Source organism: Marinobacter sediminum (assembly GCF_023657445.1).
Taxonomy (GTDB): domain Bacteria; phylum Pseudomonadota; class Gammaproteobacteria; order Pseudomonadales; family Oleiphilaceae; genus Marinobacter; species Marinobacter sediminum_A.
In genome coordinates this window covers 2,318,466-2,333,831 of sequence record NZ_JAGTWY010000001.1, presented here as the reverse complement: position 1 = coordinate 2,333,831, position 15,366 = coordinate 2,318,466, and the positions used below count along the sequence as shown (strand labels likewise).

Annotated in this window: 14 protein-coding genes; 10 read left to right on the top strand and 4 right to left on the bottom strand. The window is 54.8% G+C overall.

The features are described 5' to 3' along the window. Positions 1-117: 117 nt before the first annotated feature. The 6 genes from KFJ24_RS11125 (at position 118) to KFJ24_RS11100 (ending at position 6,725) form a co-directional block, all read left to right on the top strand. On the top strand, positions 118-1,389 hold the full coding sequence (locus tag KFJ24_RS11125; RefSeq protein ID WP_250831158.1) for a mechanosensitive ion channel family protein: 1,272 nt from the start codon (positions 118-120) through the stop codon (positions 1,387-1,389). A gap of 106 nt (positions 1,390-1,495) precedes the next feature. After that, positions 1,496-1,975, top strand: coding sequence for an FKBP-type peptidyl-prolyl cis-trans isomerase (locus tag KFJ24_RS11120; RefSeq protein ID WP_250831157.1), 480 nt, complete (start codon positions 1,496-1,498; stop codon positions 1,973-1,975). Between the two features lie 3 nt (positions 1,976-1,978). Next, a complete protein-coding gene (locus tag KFJ24_RS11115) occupies positions 1,979-2,434 on the top strand; it encodes a metallophosphoesterase family protein (RefSeq protein ID WP_250831156.1) in 456 nt (151 codons plus the stop codon). A 159-nt stretch (positions 2,435-2,593) separates the two neighbouring features. Continuing rightward, a complete protein-coding gene (locus KFJ24_RS11110) occupies positions 2,594-4,120 on the top strand; it encodes a M28 family metallopeptidase (RefSeq protein WP_250831155.1) in 1,527 nt (508 codons plus the stop codon). A gap of 493 nt (positions 4,121-4,613) precedes the next feature. Next, entirely contained in the window at positions 4,614-4,943 is a 330-nt protein-coding gene (locus tag KFJ24_RS11105; protein ID WP_250831154.1) for a thioredoxin family protein, read from the top strand. Further along, a complete protein-coding gene (locus KFJ24_RS11100) occupies positions 4,944-6,725 on the top strand; it encodes a DEAD/DEAH box helicase (RefSeq protein WP_250831153.1) in 1,782 nt (593 codons plus the stop codon). Positions 6,726-6,809: 84 nt separating this feature from the next. Here KFJ24_RS11100 and KFJ24_RS11095 read toward each other — a convergent pair whose 3' ends face one another. Next, complete coding sequence (locus KFJ24_RS11095) at positions 6,810-7,478, bottom strand: TIGR02117 family protein (protein ID WP_250831152.1); 669 nt, start codon at positions 7,476-7,478, stop codon at positions 6,810-6,812. A gap of 300 nt (positions 7,479-7,778) precedes the next feature. Here KFJ24_RS11095 and KFJ24_RS11090 point away from each other — a divergent pair, with 300 nt between their 5' ends. Both KFJ24_RS11090 and KFJ24_RS11085 read left to right on the top strand, forming a co-directional pair. Further along, positions 7,779-9,083, top strand: coding sequence for a ferredoxin reductase family protein (locus KFJ24_RS11090; RefSeq protein WP_250831151.1), 1,305 nt, complete (start codon positions 7,779-7,781; stop codon positions 9,081-9,083). Positions 9,084-9,303: 220 nt separating this feature from the next. Continuing rightward, on the top strand, positions 9,304-9,465 hold the full coding sequence (locus tag KFJ24_RS11085) for a hypothetical protein (RefSeq protein ID WP_250831150.1): 162 nt from the start codon (positions 9,304-9,306) through the stop codon (positions 9,463-9,465). A gap of 40 nt (positions 9,466-9,505) precedes the next feature. On the opposite strand, the gene KFJ24_RS11080 is transcribed toward KFJ24_RS11085, so the two are convergent. Together KFJ24_RS11080 and KFJ24_RS11075 are read right to left on the bottom strand one after the other, a co-directional pair. After that, entirely contained in the window at positions 9,506-10,546 is a 1,041-nt protein-coding gene (locus tag KFJ24_RS11080) for a succinylglutamate desuccinylase (protein ID WP_250831149.1), read from the bottom strand. Next, positions 10,543-12,027, bottom strand: a complete 1,485-nt coding sequence (locus KFJ24_RS11075; protein WP_250831148.1) for a hypothetical protein — start codon at positions 12,025-12,027, stop codon at positions 10,543-10,545. The genes KFJ24_RS11080 and KFJ24_RS11075 overlap by 4 nt, the downstream gene beginning before the upstream one ends. A 175-nt stretch (positions 12,028-12,202) precedes the next feature. On the opposite strand from KFJ24_RS11075, the gene KFJ24_RS11070 reads away from it, so the two are divergent. Beyond that, entirely contained in the window at positions 12,203-12,667 is a 465-nt protein-coding gene (locus KFJ24_RS11070) for an AtaL-like protein (protein ID WP_250831147.1), read from the top strand. Positions 12,668-12,873: 206 nt separating this feature from the next. Further along, complete coding sequence (locus tag KFJ24_RS11065) at positions 12,874-14,901, top strand: AarF/UbiB family protein (RefSeq protein WP_250831146.1); 2,028 nt, start codon at positions 12,874-12,876, stop codon at positions 14,899-14,901. A gap of 110 nt (positions 14,902-15,011) precedes the next feature. Here KFJ24_RS11065 and KFJ24_RS11060 read toward each other — a convergent pair whose 3' ends face one another. After that, positions 15,012-15,218, bottom strand: coding sequence for a cold-shock protein (locus KFJ24_RS11060; RefSeq protein ID WP_250831145.1), 207 nt, complete (start codon positions 15,216-15,218; stop codon positions 15,012-15,014). Positions 15,219-15,366: the final 148 nt, after the last annotated feature.

Here is a 15,366-nt window from a genome sequence, read left to right as displayed (position 1 = left end):
TCGCCCCGAAGCCCCGGAAAACCGGGACAGATTTATTTTTTGGATCCTATACTGTACAGAGGCTGAATGCTGCCAAGTGCGGCCAGTTACTGAATTCTCGTTACCCGGGAGTTGTCGATGTTGGAAAGCTGGCAGGATTTGCTGGTGGCCATGCAGGAAATAAGCTTGCAGGATGTCATTCCGCAGGGCGCGGTTCTGGTGTTTGCGGGGATGGCTGCGTTCTATCTGCATCATCTCATTGCCCGGCGTACCGCGGCCGATACCCAGGGCATGCGACATTTGACGCACCGCACCATCCAGCGCCTTGCCTTTCCCGTCTCGATGCTGCTGGTGGTTCTGCTGGGTCGCGCGTCACTCGCCGCGCTGAATCAGGCCCACTGGGCGCTGGATCTGGCTGTCCCGCTGCTGATCTCGTTCGCCCTGATTCGCACCCTGGTTTATATGTTGCGCAAGGGGATGCGAAGCGGCCCCTTGGTCAAGGCTTCTGAAAATGTAATCAGTACCCTCATCTGGCTGGTGGTGGGCCTGCATCTCGTGGGCTTGCTACCCGGATTGCTTGAGGCCATGGATAGCCTGGCCATCTCCGTGGGCGACCTGCGCATATCCCTGTTGGCGGTCATCAAGCTACTCCTGCTGATGGGCCTTGTGTTAGTGGTTGCCATATGGCTCTCGGGCATGATCGATCGGCGACTGTCCCAGTTGCCGTATCTGAGCCCCGGCGCGGCGGTGGGTTTCTCCAAAGTCAGCAAGCTGGTGCTGATCACCGTTGCTGCAATGTCCGTTCTTAATCTGGTTGGTATTGATCTCACGGCGCTCGCGGTGTTCGGCGGGGCCCTGGGTGTCGGTCTTGGCTTCGGCCTGCAGCGTATTGCCAGCAATTTCATCAGTGGTTTTATTCTTGTGTTCGACCGCTCGATTCGCCCCGGTGATGTGGTCAGCGTCGGTGAGAAGTTCGGCTGGGTGGTCGCATTGCATGCCCGCTACGTGGTGGTGCGCAACCGCGACGGCGTGGAGACGCTCATTCCCAACGAAAACCTTATTACCACTGAGGTGATTAACTGGTCTTATTCGGACCCCAACGTACGCCTGAAGATCCCGGTTTCGGTAAGCTACAGTGATGACGTGGAGCGAGCCATGGCCATCATGTTGGAGGTCGCCCGGGAGCACCCCCGGGTGATTTCGGAGCCGGAGCCGGTGTGCCGGTTAACGCAGTTCGGCGACAACGGCATTCATCTGGAAGCTCGGGTCTGGGTCGCAGACCCGCAAGCAGGTTTCGGTAGCGTAAGCTCTGACATCAATCTGGAGATCTGGCGCCGATTCAAGCAAGAAGGCATCACCATCCCATTCCCGCAACACGACCTTTACATCAAGGAAACGCCAGCGAAATAATCAGTATTGAAAGACAGGCCAGGGCGATAGTCCCCGGTTTTCCCTCCCTGAAGTCAGCGCCGAAGCCGGTTACAATGGCGTTCCATTAACCGTCCCAGAGAACCCTATGCCAATCGAAAAGAATCAGGTGGTCTTGTTTCATTACAGCGTCCGTGATGAGCAGGGCAGCGAAGTTGAAAACTCCCGTGGCGGCGAGCCGAACGCCTACCTGCATGGGCACGGCGGCGTTATCCGGGGCCTGGAAGAAGCCCTGGAAGGTCGCGAGGCCGGCGATACGTTCAGCGTCACCGTCACTCCGGAAAAAGCCTACGGTCCGCGCAAGCCCGATGCCATACAGCGCGTGCCGATCAAGCATTTGATGGGTGCCAAGCGCTGGAAGCCGGGCATGATCGCCCAGGTGAAAACCGAGAAGGGCCCGCGCCATGTGCTCGTCGCCAAGGTCGGCCACAAGTTTGCCGATGTCGACACCAACCATCCGATGGCGGGTAGAACCCTGACCTTCGATGTCGAAATCATCGAAGTACGGGATGCCGATCCGGAAGAGATAGCGCACGGCCACGCGCATGGGCCGGGTGGGCATCACTGAAGCATGCAAATCGGCGTTATCGCAGACACCCACAGCAAAATGCGCCCCGAAGCCCTGGCCGTATTGAAAGGCTCGGACGTGATCCTTCACGCCGGTGACGTCGGGCGGGACGAGGTTCTGGACGCGCTGGAGGCGATCGCGCCGGTGGTTGCGATTCGCGGCAATATCGACAAGACAGGCCGTGCTGCGAATCTTCCGGATGTTCAGGATCTGGAATTCCTCGGCCACGCTTTCTACATGCTCCACGACGTCAAAACCCTCGATATCGATCCGCAAGGCCGTTACCGCGTGGTGATCGCCGGCCATTCCCACAAACCCCGTAACGAGTGGATCGGCGACGTGCTTTATTTCAATCCCGGTGGCGCCGGCCCCCGGCGCTTTACGCTGCCGATCACGGTAGGGCGGCTGGAGGTGAGCGAAGACGGCGTGGCGGGTGACATCATCGAACTGCCGGTTTGATGCATTTGGACGACCGGGACAGCTTCGCCATCCGCTCCTGATGGCTAAAACTAGCGGAATCAAGGAAACCTGATAAGCTTGATTGGTCGCAGCTGATTCTGCGACAAGACGCGAGCGGTATTCAAGGAAGATAAAAATAACGCAGCAAGGAGCTACACCATGTTAAACGTCAGGTTTAATCGTACACCTCTTGCCATCGCAGTGGTCGCAGCAGCGACCGGCCTACCTGTCTTCGCCGCTACCAGCGTTGATACCTACACCCTTCGAGCAGCTGTTACTGTTGACGGTGTTCGCAGTCACCAGGCTGCCTTCCAGGCAGCAGCCGATGCCAATGGAGGAACCCGGGAAGCTTCATCGGACGGCTACCAGGCCTCGGTGGACTACGTCGTCGACCAGATGACCTTCGCAGGGTATGACGTAACGATTCAGGAGTTCGACTACCCATTCTTTGAGGAAAACGAACCTGCCATTCTGGAGCAAATAAGCCCCGTCCCAACTGTCTACACGTATTTTGGCCTTGATGGTTTTGCCACCATGACGTACTCCGGCAGTGGTAATGTAACGGCAGAAGTTGAAGCTGTGGATTTGGCATTACCACCTGGAACTGAAGCCAACACCTCCACCAGTGGCTGTGAGGCAACGGATTTCGCAGGTTTCACCCCCGGCAACATCGCGCTGGTCCAGAGAGGCTCCTGTTCATTCAGCCTGAAGGCAGAGAATGCCGAAAACGCCGGTGCCAGCGGCGTTATTATCTTCAATGAAGGCCAGCCAGGGCGCACAGATAACTTTCTGGGAACGCTCGGTGGCCCTGGCTTTACTGTTCCAGTGGTGGGGGCCGCATTCGAGGTCGGATTTGAACTTTCCGATGGCGGTGTTTTAGTGAATCTCATGGTAGACGCCAGCTCGGAAATCCGTACCACATCGAATGTAATTGCCAACTCGCCGGAAGGCCGGGACGACCGGGTAGTTGTTGTGGGCGCTCACCTTGATTCTGTCGCCGAAGGCCCCGGCATCCAGGACAACGGCAGTGGCTCGGCGGCCATTCTGGAGGTTGCTATCCAGATGGCAAACCAGGAAATCAGCCCGAGAAACCAGGTTCGCTTTGCCTGGTGGGGGGCGGAAGAAGCCGGTTTGCTCGGAGCACAGTTCTACGTTGATCAGTTGAGCAAGCGAGACATCAAGAACATTGCGCTGAACCTGAATTTCGACATGATAGGTTCACCGAATTTTGTCCGCTTTGTTTATGATGGTGATGGCTCTGATACCCCCCTGGCAGGCCCCAACGGTTCGAAGACCATCGAAAGCGTTTTCCTGGACTACTTCGCAGCGATGTCCTTGCCGGTTGAGCCTACGGCATTCGATGGCCGCTCTGACTATGGACCGTTTATCGAAGTCGGTATTCCTGCTGGTGGGCTTTTCACCGGCGCCGAAGGGATCAAAACGCCTGATGAAGCCGCTCTATATGGCGGAACAGCGGGTGACCAATACGACCCCTGTTACCACCTGGCCTGCGACACCTTCGATAATATAAGCCTGGATGCGCTGGGTCAGATGTCGGATGCCGTCGCCCATTCGGTCATGACCTTCGCCATGACCACCTCTTCGGTTAACGGAACCGATAAAGGTAAAGGCCTTGTCGAGTTCAAGCCCGATATGGAATATCGCGGATCTCATCTGGTGAAATAAGACGTTGATACTATGGCAGGCGATCAGGGACGGTCGCTTTGCCAACGCCCAGTTACTGCGAAAACCGGGACAGATCTGTTTTTTAGTCTGAATGTTCCGGCTGTCCGGGCTGAACCCGATTGAAGCTTTGTCCGGACCAATCTTGTAATCCACTTCCAATCCGAATTCTTAAAGCAGGCTTTGTTTCTCGTCTACGACGGCCTTGTGTTCCGTTGGCGAGGAGTTACAAAAATCCTACGGCGTCGAAGCAAAGACTGATTTATGTTTCACGTCGGATTGATTGTAAGGAGGCAGAACAAGGATGTCTGACAAATGGATTTGAGCCCCGCCTATACCCTCATTGCTGAATTCTGGTATCTGTTACCTCTTGTCATGATGGTTGCCCTCATCGGCGCTTCTGGGCCCAGAAGATTTACCATTTCAGGGGGGGCAGGCCTTCGGCCAGCCGGCAGGTGCTGGAGATTAAACCGGTCATGCTTATCGGGATTTAACTGTGAAAAACGTTTGCTCAGAAGAGGCGTTATCCAAATTGCTCCAGTCCAGCCCTGCGGTGCTGCTCCTTTATGGGGGAGCAAGCTGCGGCGTCTGTCAGGCCATCAAGCCCCGGCTGGAGAAGCTTGCCAGCGAGGAATTTCCAAAACTGGTCACCGCTTACATCGATTGCCAGGAGGCCGCCGGCCCGTTATGTGCGGCTCGCGGTATCTTTTCTCTGCCTGTTGTCCAGCTGTGGTTTGATGGGCAACGATTCGCGGAATTTGCCAGGGTGTTCTCAATCGGCGATGTACGTGCTGCGCTGGAGCGGCCTTATGGGCTTGTGACTTAAATGAATGCTCCTTTCAAACTGCGGCCTTACCAGCAGGAAGCGGTCGATGCCACGTTGAGGCATTTCCGAAAATCCGATGATTCAGCGGTTATTGTGCTGCCGACCGGTGCGGGAAAAAGCCTGGTCATTGCCGAGTTGGCCCGTCTCGCCAAGCGTAAAATCCTGGTTCTGACCCACGTAAAAGAGCTTGTTGAGCAGAATCATGCCAAATACCAGAGCTATGGGTTAGAAGGCGGCATCTTCTCCGCCGGGCTGAAGCGCAAGGAAAACCGGCATCAGGTGACCTTTGCCAGTGTGCAGTCGGTATCGGCCAATCTTGATCAGTTCCGGGATGAATACTCGTTGGTCATCATCGATGAGTGTCATCGGGTCAGCGGTGAGGAAACCAGTCAGTATCAAAGAATCATCGAGCTGCTGCGGCAACAGAATGACGCCCTCAAAGTGCTCGGGCTAACCGCCACACCCTATCGTTTGGCCATGGGCTGGATCTATCGCTGTCACTACCGGGGCTTTGTCCGCAGTGATGAAGAAAAGCCCTTTCGACAATGCATTTACGAGCTGCCGTTGAGCTATATGATCAATCGCGGGTACCTCACCCGGCCTGAGCTGGTGAACGCGGCGGTGGCGCAATACGATTTCTCTGCGCTGCCCCAGGACCGCTTTGGCGAATTCGCCGAGAAGGACGTCAACCAGCTGCTGAGCAAACATCGGCGTGTAACCCGTGCAATTATTGAACAGGTGATGGAGCTGGCCGCTGAGCGCAAGGGGGTGATGATCTTTGCGGCAACAGTGGATCATGCGCGGGAGATCACCGGCTATCTGCCGGAACAGCAAACCGCCCTGGTGACCGGCACTACTGATCCGAAGGATCGGGACTTGCTGATTCAGCGCTTCAAGCAACGGCAGTTGAAGTATCTGGTGAATGTGTCCGTGCTCACCACGGGCTTTGATGCGCCCCATGTGGACTTTATCGCCATTCTTCGTCCGACCCAGTCGGTCAGCCTGTACCAGCAGATCGTGGGCCGCGGTCTTCGTCTGGACGCAGGCAAACAGGATTGTCTGGTGATTGATTACGCGGGCAACAGTGTCAATCTGCATCACCCGGAAGTGGGGGAGCCGAAACCGAACCCCGACAGTGAGCCGGTGCAGGTATTCTGCCCGGGCTGTGGTTTTGCCAATATCTTCTGGGGCAAAGCGGATAGTGAAGGCCGTGTTATCGAGCACTACGGGCGCCGTTGTCAGGGCCTGCTAGAGCCGGCGGAAGAGAATAAGCCTGCCGCACAGAACCGGCGCCCTGAGCAGTGCGATTACCGTTTTCGTTTCAAGGAGTGCCCACACTGCGGTGGCGAGAATGATATCGCGGCCCGTCAGTGCCAGCAGTGTAAGAAAGCCATTATCGACCCGGATGATCAGCTAAGAGATGCCCTGAAACTCAAGGATGCCATGGTGATCCGTTGTGCCGGGATCACGTTAAGCGCCCCTACCGGCAAAACCGACAGCACACTGAGAATCACCTATCACGGTGAAGATGGGGAAGAGCTCAGCGAGTCTTTTTCTTTCAGCAATCCGGCACAACGCAACGTCTTTAACAAACTGTTTGGACGGCGCTTAGCTAACGGCCAGGCCCCGCAAGCGTTCAGCAGGATTGAGGAGGTGCTTGAGAGTCAGGCCTTGTTGCCGGCACCGGATTTCGTCATTGCCCGCAAGCATAAGCACTACTGGCAGGTGCAGGAACGGATCTTTGATTATCAGGGTAGCTATCGTAAGGCGAATGAGGTGTAAGGCCAGTTAAGCGGTAAGCCTTTACGCCGAAAACCGGGACAGATTTATTTTCGCTGGGGAACACGGCGTTTGTCCGTGCGGCCATTATGGTGAGGGCGTGGATAGCCGTGAACAGGCCTTGCGATTCTGTCTAACGAAGGCCATGACACTATCGGCCGTAAGCCTGAATGTTGGCGATATCTCCATACCCGCGCTCTTTAGCGCTTTTGCGGCCCATTTGTTACTGGTATTGAGTAAGTGATACCGGCCTTCGCCCTTGTAGAACTGGCTGTCACCATAGATCCCGCGCTTGAGTTCAACCAGGTTGTTGGCGGCATCCCGGGCAAAGCTGCTGGACAGGTACAGCCTCAGGGAATCGGCTCCTTCAGCGTTAAGGCAGGTATCAGCGACATCACTCCCGGGGAAGTATTCAACTGGAGAAACGGGCAGTGCCACAACGTGCATGACGGTTCCCCGCGACCAGACTATCGCCTGGAGAGTCACGCCTGTCGTAATCTCGTGGGCCTGGTAGAACCCGTCATCACCCCACCCAAGCTCATAATACTCCGCCTGCCCAAACCGTTCCTCGAGGTCCGGGATTGATCGGTTGAGTTCTTCAGCGGCAATAACGAGCCCCACATGCCAGCCATGGCCCACAACGTACAGCCTGTTCGTTAGAGAACTGTCAGCCTTGACGTCTGGCTCAATGACATAGGGTTTTCCGGAACATCCGTATATGGCAAACAACACGCAAAGTAGGCCGGCAGCTTTCATCCTGATACCCCATCGAGACCGACTGCAGCAGTCCACACTTCCCCGTGCTGCATTACCCGGAAGGCCGAGTCACTGATGCCCTGTCTCGCCAGCGCCAGCCGTAGTCGCCGGAACGGTATTTTGTGAGGGCGCAAATGGCTGACCCAGGACTTGGGGGGCACGGAAACCTGTCCTCTGGTGACGGAAGGCTATAGTTAAACACATCCTGCAGGTCCGGGGTGTGTTCGTTGCGATCCCGTTGCCAAGGGCTCAGTGGCAGAAAAGATTGCAAGGCCAGAGGAAGTGAAACAGGCTAGGCAGATGAAATCGCTCTTTTTGATCGTTGTTTACCTTGTCGTTGTCACATTGCCGCTGATCCTGTCCGCGTGGGTCGGCGGACCGCCACGCCAGTTCCACCAGGAACTCGCATCTGGCCTCGGCATTCTTGCCTTCTCGATGATCCTCATGGAATTCATCCTGTCCGGCCGTTTCAAGGCCATTTCAAATGGCGTAGTCATGGATGTGACCATGCGGTTTCACCAGATCATGGCTCGCACGGCACTGGTCTTTGCTCTGCTGCACCCGTTTCTTTACCAGGGCACGCCGTCAGGTGGTCACCGCCCATGGGACCCCACGCGCGAATTGACGATTACGTCCGATTTTTCCGTTCTGTCGACAGGCATTGCCGCCTTTCTGCTTCTTCCAAGCCTTGTTCTACTGGCAATCGGGCGCACCCAACTGGACTTCAGATACGAGACATGGCGCCTTTTGCATGGGATCGGCGCGCTCTTGATTGCGGTTCTTCTGTTCCATCATACCGTGTACGCCGGGCGTTACGGATCGCAGCCTGTGATGACCTGGGTATGGCTGGCAATGACGGGCGTGGCTGTTGGGTCACTACTCACTGTTTACCTGTTTGTTCCCCTTCTGCAGAAGACACGCCCCTGGCGCGTGACCTCCGTAGTCCAATTGACGCCAAAGCAATGGGAAGTGACCGTGAAACCAGACGGTCACCGTGGTCTTGATTATACAGCCGGGCAATTCGCCTGGTTGAATGTGGGGCACAGCACCTTCTCAATGAAAGAAAACCCGTTCTCCATTTGCTCAGCGCCGGCGGCCGGACCGGAACTATCCTTCATGATCAAAGAGCTTGGCGACTTCACACGAACAGTTCGCCAGATGAAAACTGGAACAGTCGCCTATGTTGACGGCCCTTATGGCAATCTTTCTGTTGATGGTCGCGCTGAACCTGGGGTCGCACTCATCGCGGGTGGTGTTGGCCTTGCTCCGCTGCTGGGCATACTCAGGCAAATGCGCCTGAACGGCGATTTGCGCAAGGTGAAGTTGATCTATGGAAATCGGGTGATCGATCAGATTGCCTATGGTGAGGAGTTGGCTGCGGAGGACGTAGTCTATGTGCTGTCAGAACCGCCAGAAACGTGGCACGGAGAGACAGGCTTCATAGATGCAGCGCTGATAGATCGCGTCTTTTCAGAGAAAGAGTTCAGCGAGTGGGTCTTTGTGATGTGCGGACCGGCGATCATGATGGATATCGTTGAAGATCACCTGATTAAGAGGGGCACGCCCTCTCATCGGATCCTGTCGGAGCGGTTCAACTATGACTAATCCAATCAGGCATGTCAGTCTGCGGCGGCGGGTTTCTTTGATAATCTGGTCTGTGAACATCACCTTATGCCTGATTCTTCTTGTTTTTGTCTTGCGCTGATTCAAGGCTTTGCAACTTCCCCGCAACGTGCGTCTCTTACGCCAAGCAATTATTTTCTGTTTCGGCTATCATGGACGATTGAAGCTGGTGACTAAGCCAGCAGTTAACCTGGAGAATACAATGAGCAAGAAAGCCGAAAAAGCTACATTAACGACTGCCATGATTGAAGAGCAGACTGCTGCTTTTTTAAAGTCCGGCGGGTCTGTTGAGTATGTGGGCAAGGGTAAAAGCGGGCAATTTTCCTCTCCAGGTTTAAAGCAGGTTAACCAGACAGTTCGCTGAAAATCTGTCCCGGGCTTTCCTTTCCTGGATTCTTTGGGGTCTAAAAAATGGGTTCGCCTGTTGCTTTGACCGCATAGAACAGGCAGTCACTCTTGGCAATAACCGGGTTGGTGGTAATCATAAAGGTTTTGATGGCCTGGGCGGGATAGATCTGCCCATCCTTGACCTGAAGAACCTGCTCCATGTTCTCGGTCCGGTTGTGGCTGATCGCGGTGAGCATGCTAAGCCCTTTTTTTCCAATCCATCCGAGAGGCTCACCCGGGGAAACAATTCCAAAATTGCGGTGTTCGATGTCTGGCGGAAACGTCAGGTCAGCATGACCGGTAGGCTCGAGGCGATATTCTATGGTCGCTTCAGGAGCCAATTCCACCCGAATCGGATTTCGCAGTACGGCGACGTCCCACTCCGCTTCTTCCAGTGACAACACGTCGGGTCTTGAGGTATATCGAACGAGACCTTCGTAAGCCAGTTCATGAGCTTGATCATCCTGGGCCCCACCACACTCGATGGTCACCGTGGGTACCTCCTGTTCAGAATATTCCATCAGCGCACCCAGACGAAGATCCGTCATTATCAGGCGATCGGTGAAGAGCGAGGTCAGCGCCTGATGTGCGGCGTCATTGGTGATGGTCACAGCGAAGGCCGGGCCTGTGCCTGAGGTGTTGTGCACGTCCAGCAGGCATTCAGGTTTCACCTTTTGAAGCTCTGCCAGCATGGCTTGTGCGATGGCACCTTCTTCCCCCTCGAAAGGCTCTTTGAAACACCGGTTGAGGTCTAGCCCTTCGGGCCGCTGGCGAAATGAGAACGTGGGTGGAATCTTCGCCGGATAGACGCCTCCGAGGAGAAACAGCATGTTGACTTCGGGCGTGTGCTGCTCAAGTAACCACCGGTGAAGTGCAAACAGACCCGAAGGCTCATTGCCGTGCAGGAGCGTTGCCATGGCCCGGGTACGGGAGCGGTCGCGACCGGTAACATGCACAACCGTGGGCTTGTGCAGTCGCTCCAGCCACTCAAGGGGTGAGCGACCCAGCGTCCGGGGCGACGGATCATTCAGATAATCAAGTACGTTCGAGTTGCTCAAGGTGACAGTGTCCATTCATGGAGCGGGATGTTTTTCTTCTGGTTGGCCATGTAAAGAGACAGCATACTCCGGAACGCTTCATCCGGGCTCATGGATTTGAAAAAAGACTCGGTGATGTGGCGCTGCCACCGGGCGCCAGACATGCTGGTTTCAATTCGGCCTTCGATGATTCCGAGCAGGCGGTGAATTTCCGTCTCGTCCACGGCTGTTCGTTTCAATGCTTCCCGCGCACGCGGCAGCAGCTCACGGGCCACGGTCAACAGGGGCGTATCCTGCAACTGAACCTGATCCTTGTGCGGCCAGATGATTTCTGCGCCGATGCCATACTTGGCTGCGCGGTAGAAATTGTGTTCGGTGTAATGGAAGGGCAGTATCGACGTCAGATGGTTAATATCATCGAGCACTGCCAACGCAGCCCCGATCACAAACAGCCCGTTCGCGCACATATCAGCGGCCGTCGGACCTGCAGGCATAGAGCGAATCTCGATGCGCAGATGACCACCGTCTGCGTGATCAAAGATGGCCCGGTTCCACGGCCATGTCGTTCCCTGGTGCAGGCGCAGCTCGGCCAGTTCCGGCACCTCTCCACGATCAATCACCGCCATCGGATCTTCATCCGACATCAGCGGGATGATGGGGGGATACAGCGATGCGGAGGCCGCAAACAGTTCCCAGGCGCTGCGTGCCCAGCCGTTTCCGTAATAAACCCTGGGCGGGTGGCGCCAGTTTTTATGATTGGGGGACCGGCTATCGATGGATTGCTTGAACAGGGCAATACGGGTTTCGTCCCAGAGGTGGTGGCCAAACAGGCTGGGTGAATTGCTGGCCAGAGCCAGGACAATCGGCGTGACCAGTTGGACCGCATTGAAATAATCGGCGAAACGGTCGGCGGGGACACGCCAGTGCAGCTGGAACGAGGTATTAGCGCCTTCCATGGTGACGTCGTCAGACTCCAGGTCTATGACATCGTTGCCACCGATATGGATGCTGAATGGCTCGCCTCGCTGCTTGAGCAGCTCTTTAGACAGGGCATGGTAGCGGGGTTCGTCTGTCATCGCCTTCGCGCCCATATCGGACTGGCGAAGTGTGGGCAGAATGCCGATCGGTACCAGTTCCCCACCCAATGGTGCGGCGTGCTGGTTGATTCGCCTGATGGCAGCGAGCAGCTCTTGCTCGGTTCTGGCAAACGGACTTCCCTTGAAAGCCTGGGGGCTGAGGTTGTATTCGAGATTGAAGCGGTTGAGCTCAACTGTCAGTTGGGGGTCCTGAACGCTGGCGGCGATTTCCGTGTTGATGGGTTGAACTCGCAGGTCAGGGTTTACGATGTAGAACTCGACCTCGGCGCCAATGGAACTCTCTCCCTCGCCAAAGCCGGGCCGGTCCAGAAGACGAGTAAGTGCTGTAAGGTCCGTCCGGACCTTGGCAGCAAAACGTTCAAACTCTTCCGCCGTAAATTCCGATTTTTTGATCGACAGTCCCACGGTAACGTCTTCTGTAGCGATAACTTACCTTGATAGTAGTCAGTTTTGGCATTCTCAACCATCGTGCTCGCTCTCTAATGCCCCACCGAGGCAAACGCACGCACCAATACATTCGTAGTCCAATTGTGTTTCACTATTTCAGTTGCCTCCTTTTTTTAAGCAGACGGGAGACCAAATGACGTTTGAACACATCGTTCAGGTAAACGACCTGACGAAGCGAGAACTACCGATCCTGACCCGCTTCCAGATCTGGGAAGGCCTGGTGCTCAGAGCCCGACGCCCGGACAAGTTCCTGGTAGGCGTTGACGAGTACGAGATTCTTGAGCGGGAACCGGCCTACATGAAACGGTGCCTTGAACTGCCCGGGCTGCAGGTATTCGACGAAGTCAGGTTTTTTCCGGAGACGAGAATCGAGTACAGAACTCTGCCAACAGATACGGTTCCGGGTGCAACCCTTGTCATGGATATTGAAGAGCCAGAACCGGAATCGATGTTTATCCGTTTTCGATATCACGCAGCCAGTATCGAGACCGGGGGCGATGCAATGCCGTATGACCAGTACCTCCACCAGGCCTATGTGGCCACAGATATTGAAACGATCAAGATCATCCGGGAGCTGGCGGAGACGGGTGCGTTCTGATGTTGGCTGAATTGCCCTGATGCCGGGGACGTTTCTGTCACACCGGTGCTTTATCCCGAGTTTGATGCGTTGGATACGCACGTACATATCGGCACCGAAGCCGTTTGTTTATGTGCCGGTCAAACACCAGATCTCTTTAGCGGCATCCTCGATATCATCCTATTCTGATAATAACGTCACTATGAGCAGAGAAGTCAGGGTGGTTTATGGCAGTCAATCTCCGAGTCATTGGCGCTGTCATCCGGCAATACCGGGCTTACAGAAAGTTCTCGGCACTGCCAGAAGAGTCAAAGCTCCAATCGAAAATTCCGCAGCAGTTTGTCGAAGAAATCCTCGCTTTGGGGCCGGCATTCATCAAACTTGGCCAGGTCCTCAGCACGCGGCCGGATTTTATGCCCGCCCAGTATCTGGCTGCACTTGAGAGTCTGCAGGAGCATGTCCCGCCTCTGCCATTCGAAACCATCAAACGGGCGATAGAGAAGGAATTGAACAAGCCGTTAAACGAGTTGTTCAGGGAGTTCTCGGAGGTGCCGGCAGCGTCTGCCTCTTTATCGCAGGTGCATTATGCGACCCTTGCCTCCGGGGCAGAGGTGGCCGTCAAGGTGCAGCGACCGGGTCTGCCAGAGCAGGTGCGGCGCGATTTAAACGTTCTCGGGCAACTGGTTCGCGTGGCAGGTTTGTTTTTCAGGACGCTGTACAGGAACCTCAATGTCCTCAGGCTGTTTGATGAGTTCAGGCGTTACACGCTGCAGGAACTGGATTTTCTGCTTGAAGCGCGAACCTACGAAAGGTTCGAGGAGAATTTCCGGAATGACGACCGTGTTCGCTTCCCGAAAATTTATTGGGAGTACTCAACCGCAAAGATACTGACGATGCAGAAGATGGCCGGCCTTCGGCTGCACGAAGTGACTGCGCGTACGCCGGTTAACCAGCGTCAGCAGCTGGCATCCAACGTAGTGAACATCCTGATTAATATGTTCGTCAGGGACGGTTTTTTCCATGCGGACCTGCACCCCGGCAATATCTTTTTCCATGAGCACGGTTCTGTTGCCTTAATCGATGTCGGTATGTTCGGAGAGCTGACGCAGGAGCAGAGAGAGCGCTTCATCCTGTACTGGCTCGCAATCACCCTGAAGGAGAAAGAGCGGGCCTTTTATCACCTGTTGAAACTCACAAACAGGACAGACCGGGCGGACGAGGCGGGATTCTATCGTGAGTACTCCCGGCTGCTGGATGAGTTTTATCGTTCATCCATCCAGGAAAGGAGTCTCACGCAGACGTACCTGGAGATCCTCATTCTCGGTGCGAAGCGAGGATTTATCTTTCCTCCGGAGATGCTTCTTCAGGCCAAGGCCCTGACCACGGCCGAGTATATTGGTTTGGTGCTGGTCCCGGATTTCAATTTTGCGGAAGCGGCCAAGCCCATCGTGACGCGGGCGTTCACCGAACGACTATCCTCGGACAATGTTGCGACCCGGATCGCTCTTACCTGGCCGGAATGGCTGTTACTTGGAGAGTCCGGACCCGGTCAGTTACTCAACAATGACTCACCGGATGATTTCCTCCTGGAAAAAGCCGGTGAACAGATTGCCGAAAAGTGGGATCGCTACCATGACGGGGAATACCAGGAACTCTGGCATGGTGAAAACTGGGTCGATATTGATTGCAGCCTGGAAACGGTCTTCAACTTTGTGACCCGGCTGGCTCAATATCCCCTCTGGCACCCAACCTATACCGATGATTCCCATGTGATACACGTGTCCGGTGAGTATGTGTTTATTACCCCGGACGTTATTGGGTCGGTGTTCCGGCTCGATGAAATCGTGGATGGCTACCACTTGCTGAGCAACGGGATCGTGTTTGAGTTCGAGCGGAATAAAGTGTTCAAGTGGAAAGCGCCGTTCTCAATGTTGCCGTTTATTGAGCTAGGTACGTGTTTTCAGTTTCAGCGACTGGAAAACGGTAAGACGAGGTTGTCTGAATACTTCTTTTTTTCAGAGAGCCCGGTAAAACACATCTTCGCAAACCGTAAATGGTTTTCTGTCGAAGCGCTGTCTCACCACATCAAAGAAGAGCTGGGAGGCGTCAAAAACCTGCTTGAATCCGGCCATTATGCCGCCGGAGATGTGCAGTTTTTGTGGGAAGATCTCGACCACCCGGTGAGATTTCTCGATGGTCAGGCATATGAAGTGGAACATCTCAACGATGCTCCCATGCCGATCCTCAGGAAATGAGGCTGCAAGGGATTAAACCTTTAAAGAAAACCGGAACAGATTTATTTTTCGGTGTTCAACAAAAAAGGCAGCCCTGAGGCTGCCTTTTTTCATCACGTTATACCTGTTATTTACAGGCCAATAACGTTCTCTGCCTGTGGGCCTTTCTGGCCCTGGGTCACGCTGAACTCAACTTGCTGGCCTTCGGCCAGAGTTTTGAAACCGCTACCCTGAATAGAGCTGTAGTGAACAAAGACGTCTGAATCGCCTTCACGAGTAATAAAGCCAAAACCTTTTGCTTCGTTGAAGAACTTAACGCTGCCAGTAACTGTAGACATAAATAGCTATCCTGAAATTAATCAATAATGTGCCGTCAAGAGATCGTTGTGATCTTTGATCAGCGGTATGCGGGAAACAAAAAAACGTGCAGGATCAAAAACAGGACGAGAAGGGTGACAACTCAAAAGGCCTTATTCGTGAAATGCT

Bases quoted from the DNA above. Each gene is read 5' to 3' on its own strand.
- KFJ24_RS11125 (WP_250831158.1), top strand. From the start codon at position 118: ATGTTGGAAAGCTGGCAGGATTTGCTGGTGGCCATGCAGGAAATAAGC.
- KFJ24_RS11120 (WP_250831157.1), top strand. From the start codon at position 1,496: ATGCCAATCGAAAAGAATCAGGTGGTCTTGTTTCATTACAGCGTCCGT.
- KFJ24_RS11115 (WP_250831156.1), top strand. From the start codon at position 1,979: ATGCAAATCGGCGTTATCGCAGACACCCACAGCAAAATGCGCCCCGAA.
- KFJ24_RS11110 (WP_250831155.1), top strand. From the start codon at position 2,594: ATGTTAAACGTCAGGTTTAATCGTACACCTCTTGCCATCGCAGTGGTC.
- KFJ24_RS11100 (WP_250831153.1), top strand. From the start codon at position 4,944: ATGAATGCTCCTTTCAAACTGCGGCCTTACCAGCAGGAAGCGGTCGAT.
- KFJ24_RS11095 (WP_250831152.1), bottom strand. From the start codon at position 7,478: ATGAAAGCTGCCGGCCTACTTTGCGTGTTGTTTGCCATATACGGATGT.
- KFJ24_RS11090 (WP_250831151.1), top strand. From the start codon at position 7,779: ATGAAATCGCTCTTTTTGATCGTTGTTTACCTTGTCGTTGTCACATTG.
- KFJ24_RS11085 (WP_250831150.1), top strand. From the start codon at position 9,304: ATGAGCAAGAAAGCCGAAAAAGCTACATTAACGACTGCCATGATTGAA.
- KFJ24_RS11070 (WP_250831147.1), top strand. From the start codon at position 12,203: ATGACGTTTGAACACATCGTTCAGGTAAACGACCTGACGAAGCGAGAA.
- KFJ24_RS11065 (WP_250831146.1), top strand. From the start codon at position 12,874: ATGGCAGTCAATCTCCGAGTCATTGGCGCTGTCATCCGGCAATACCGG.
- KFJ24_RS11060 (WP_250831145.1), bottom strand. From the start codon at position 15,218: ATGTCTACAGTTACTGGCAGCGTTAAGTTCTTCAACGAAGCAAAAGGT.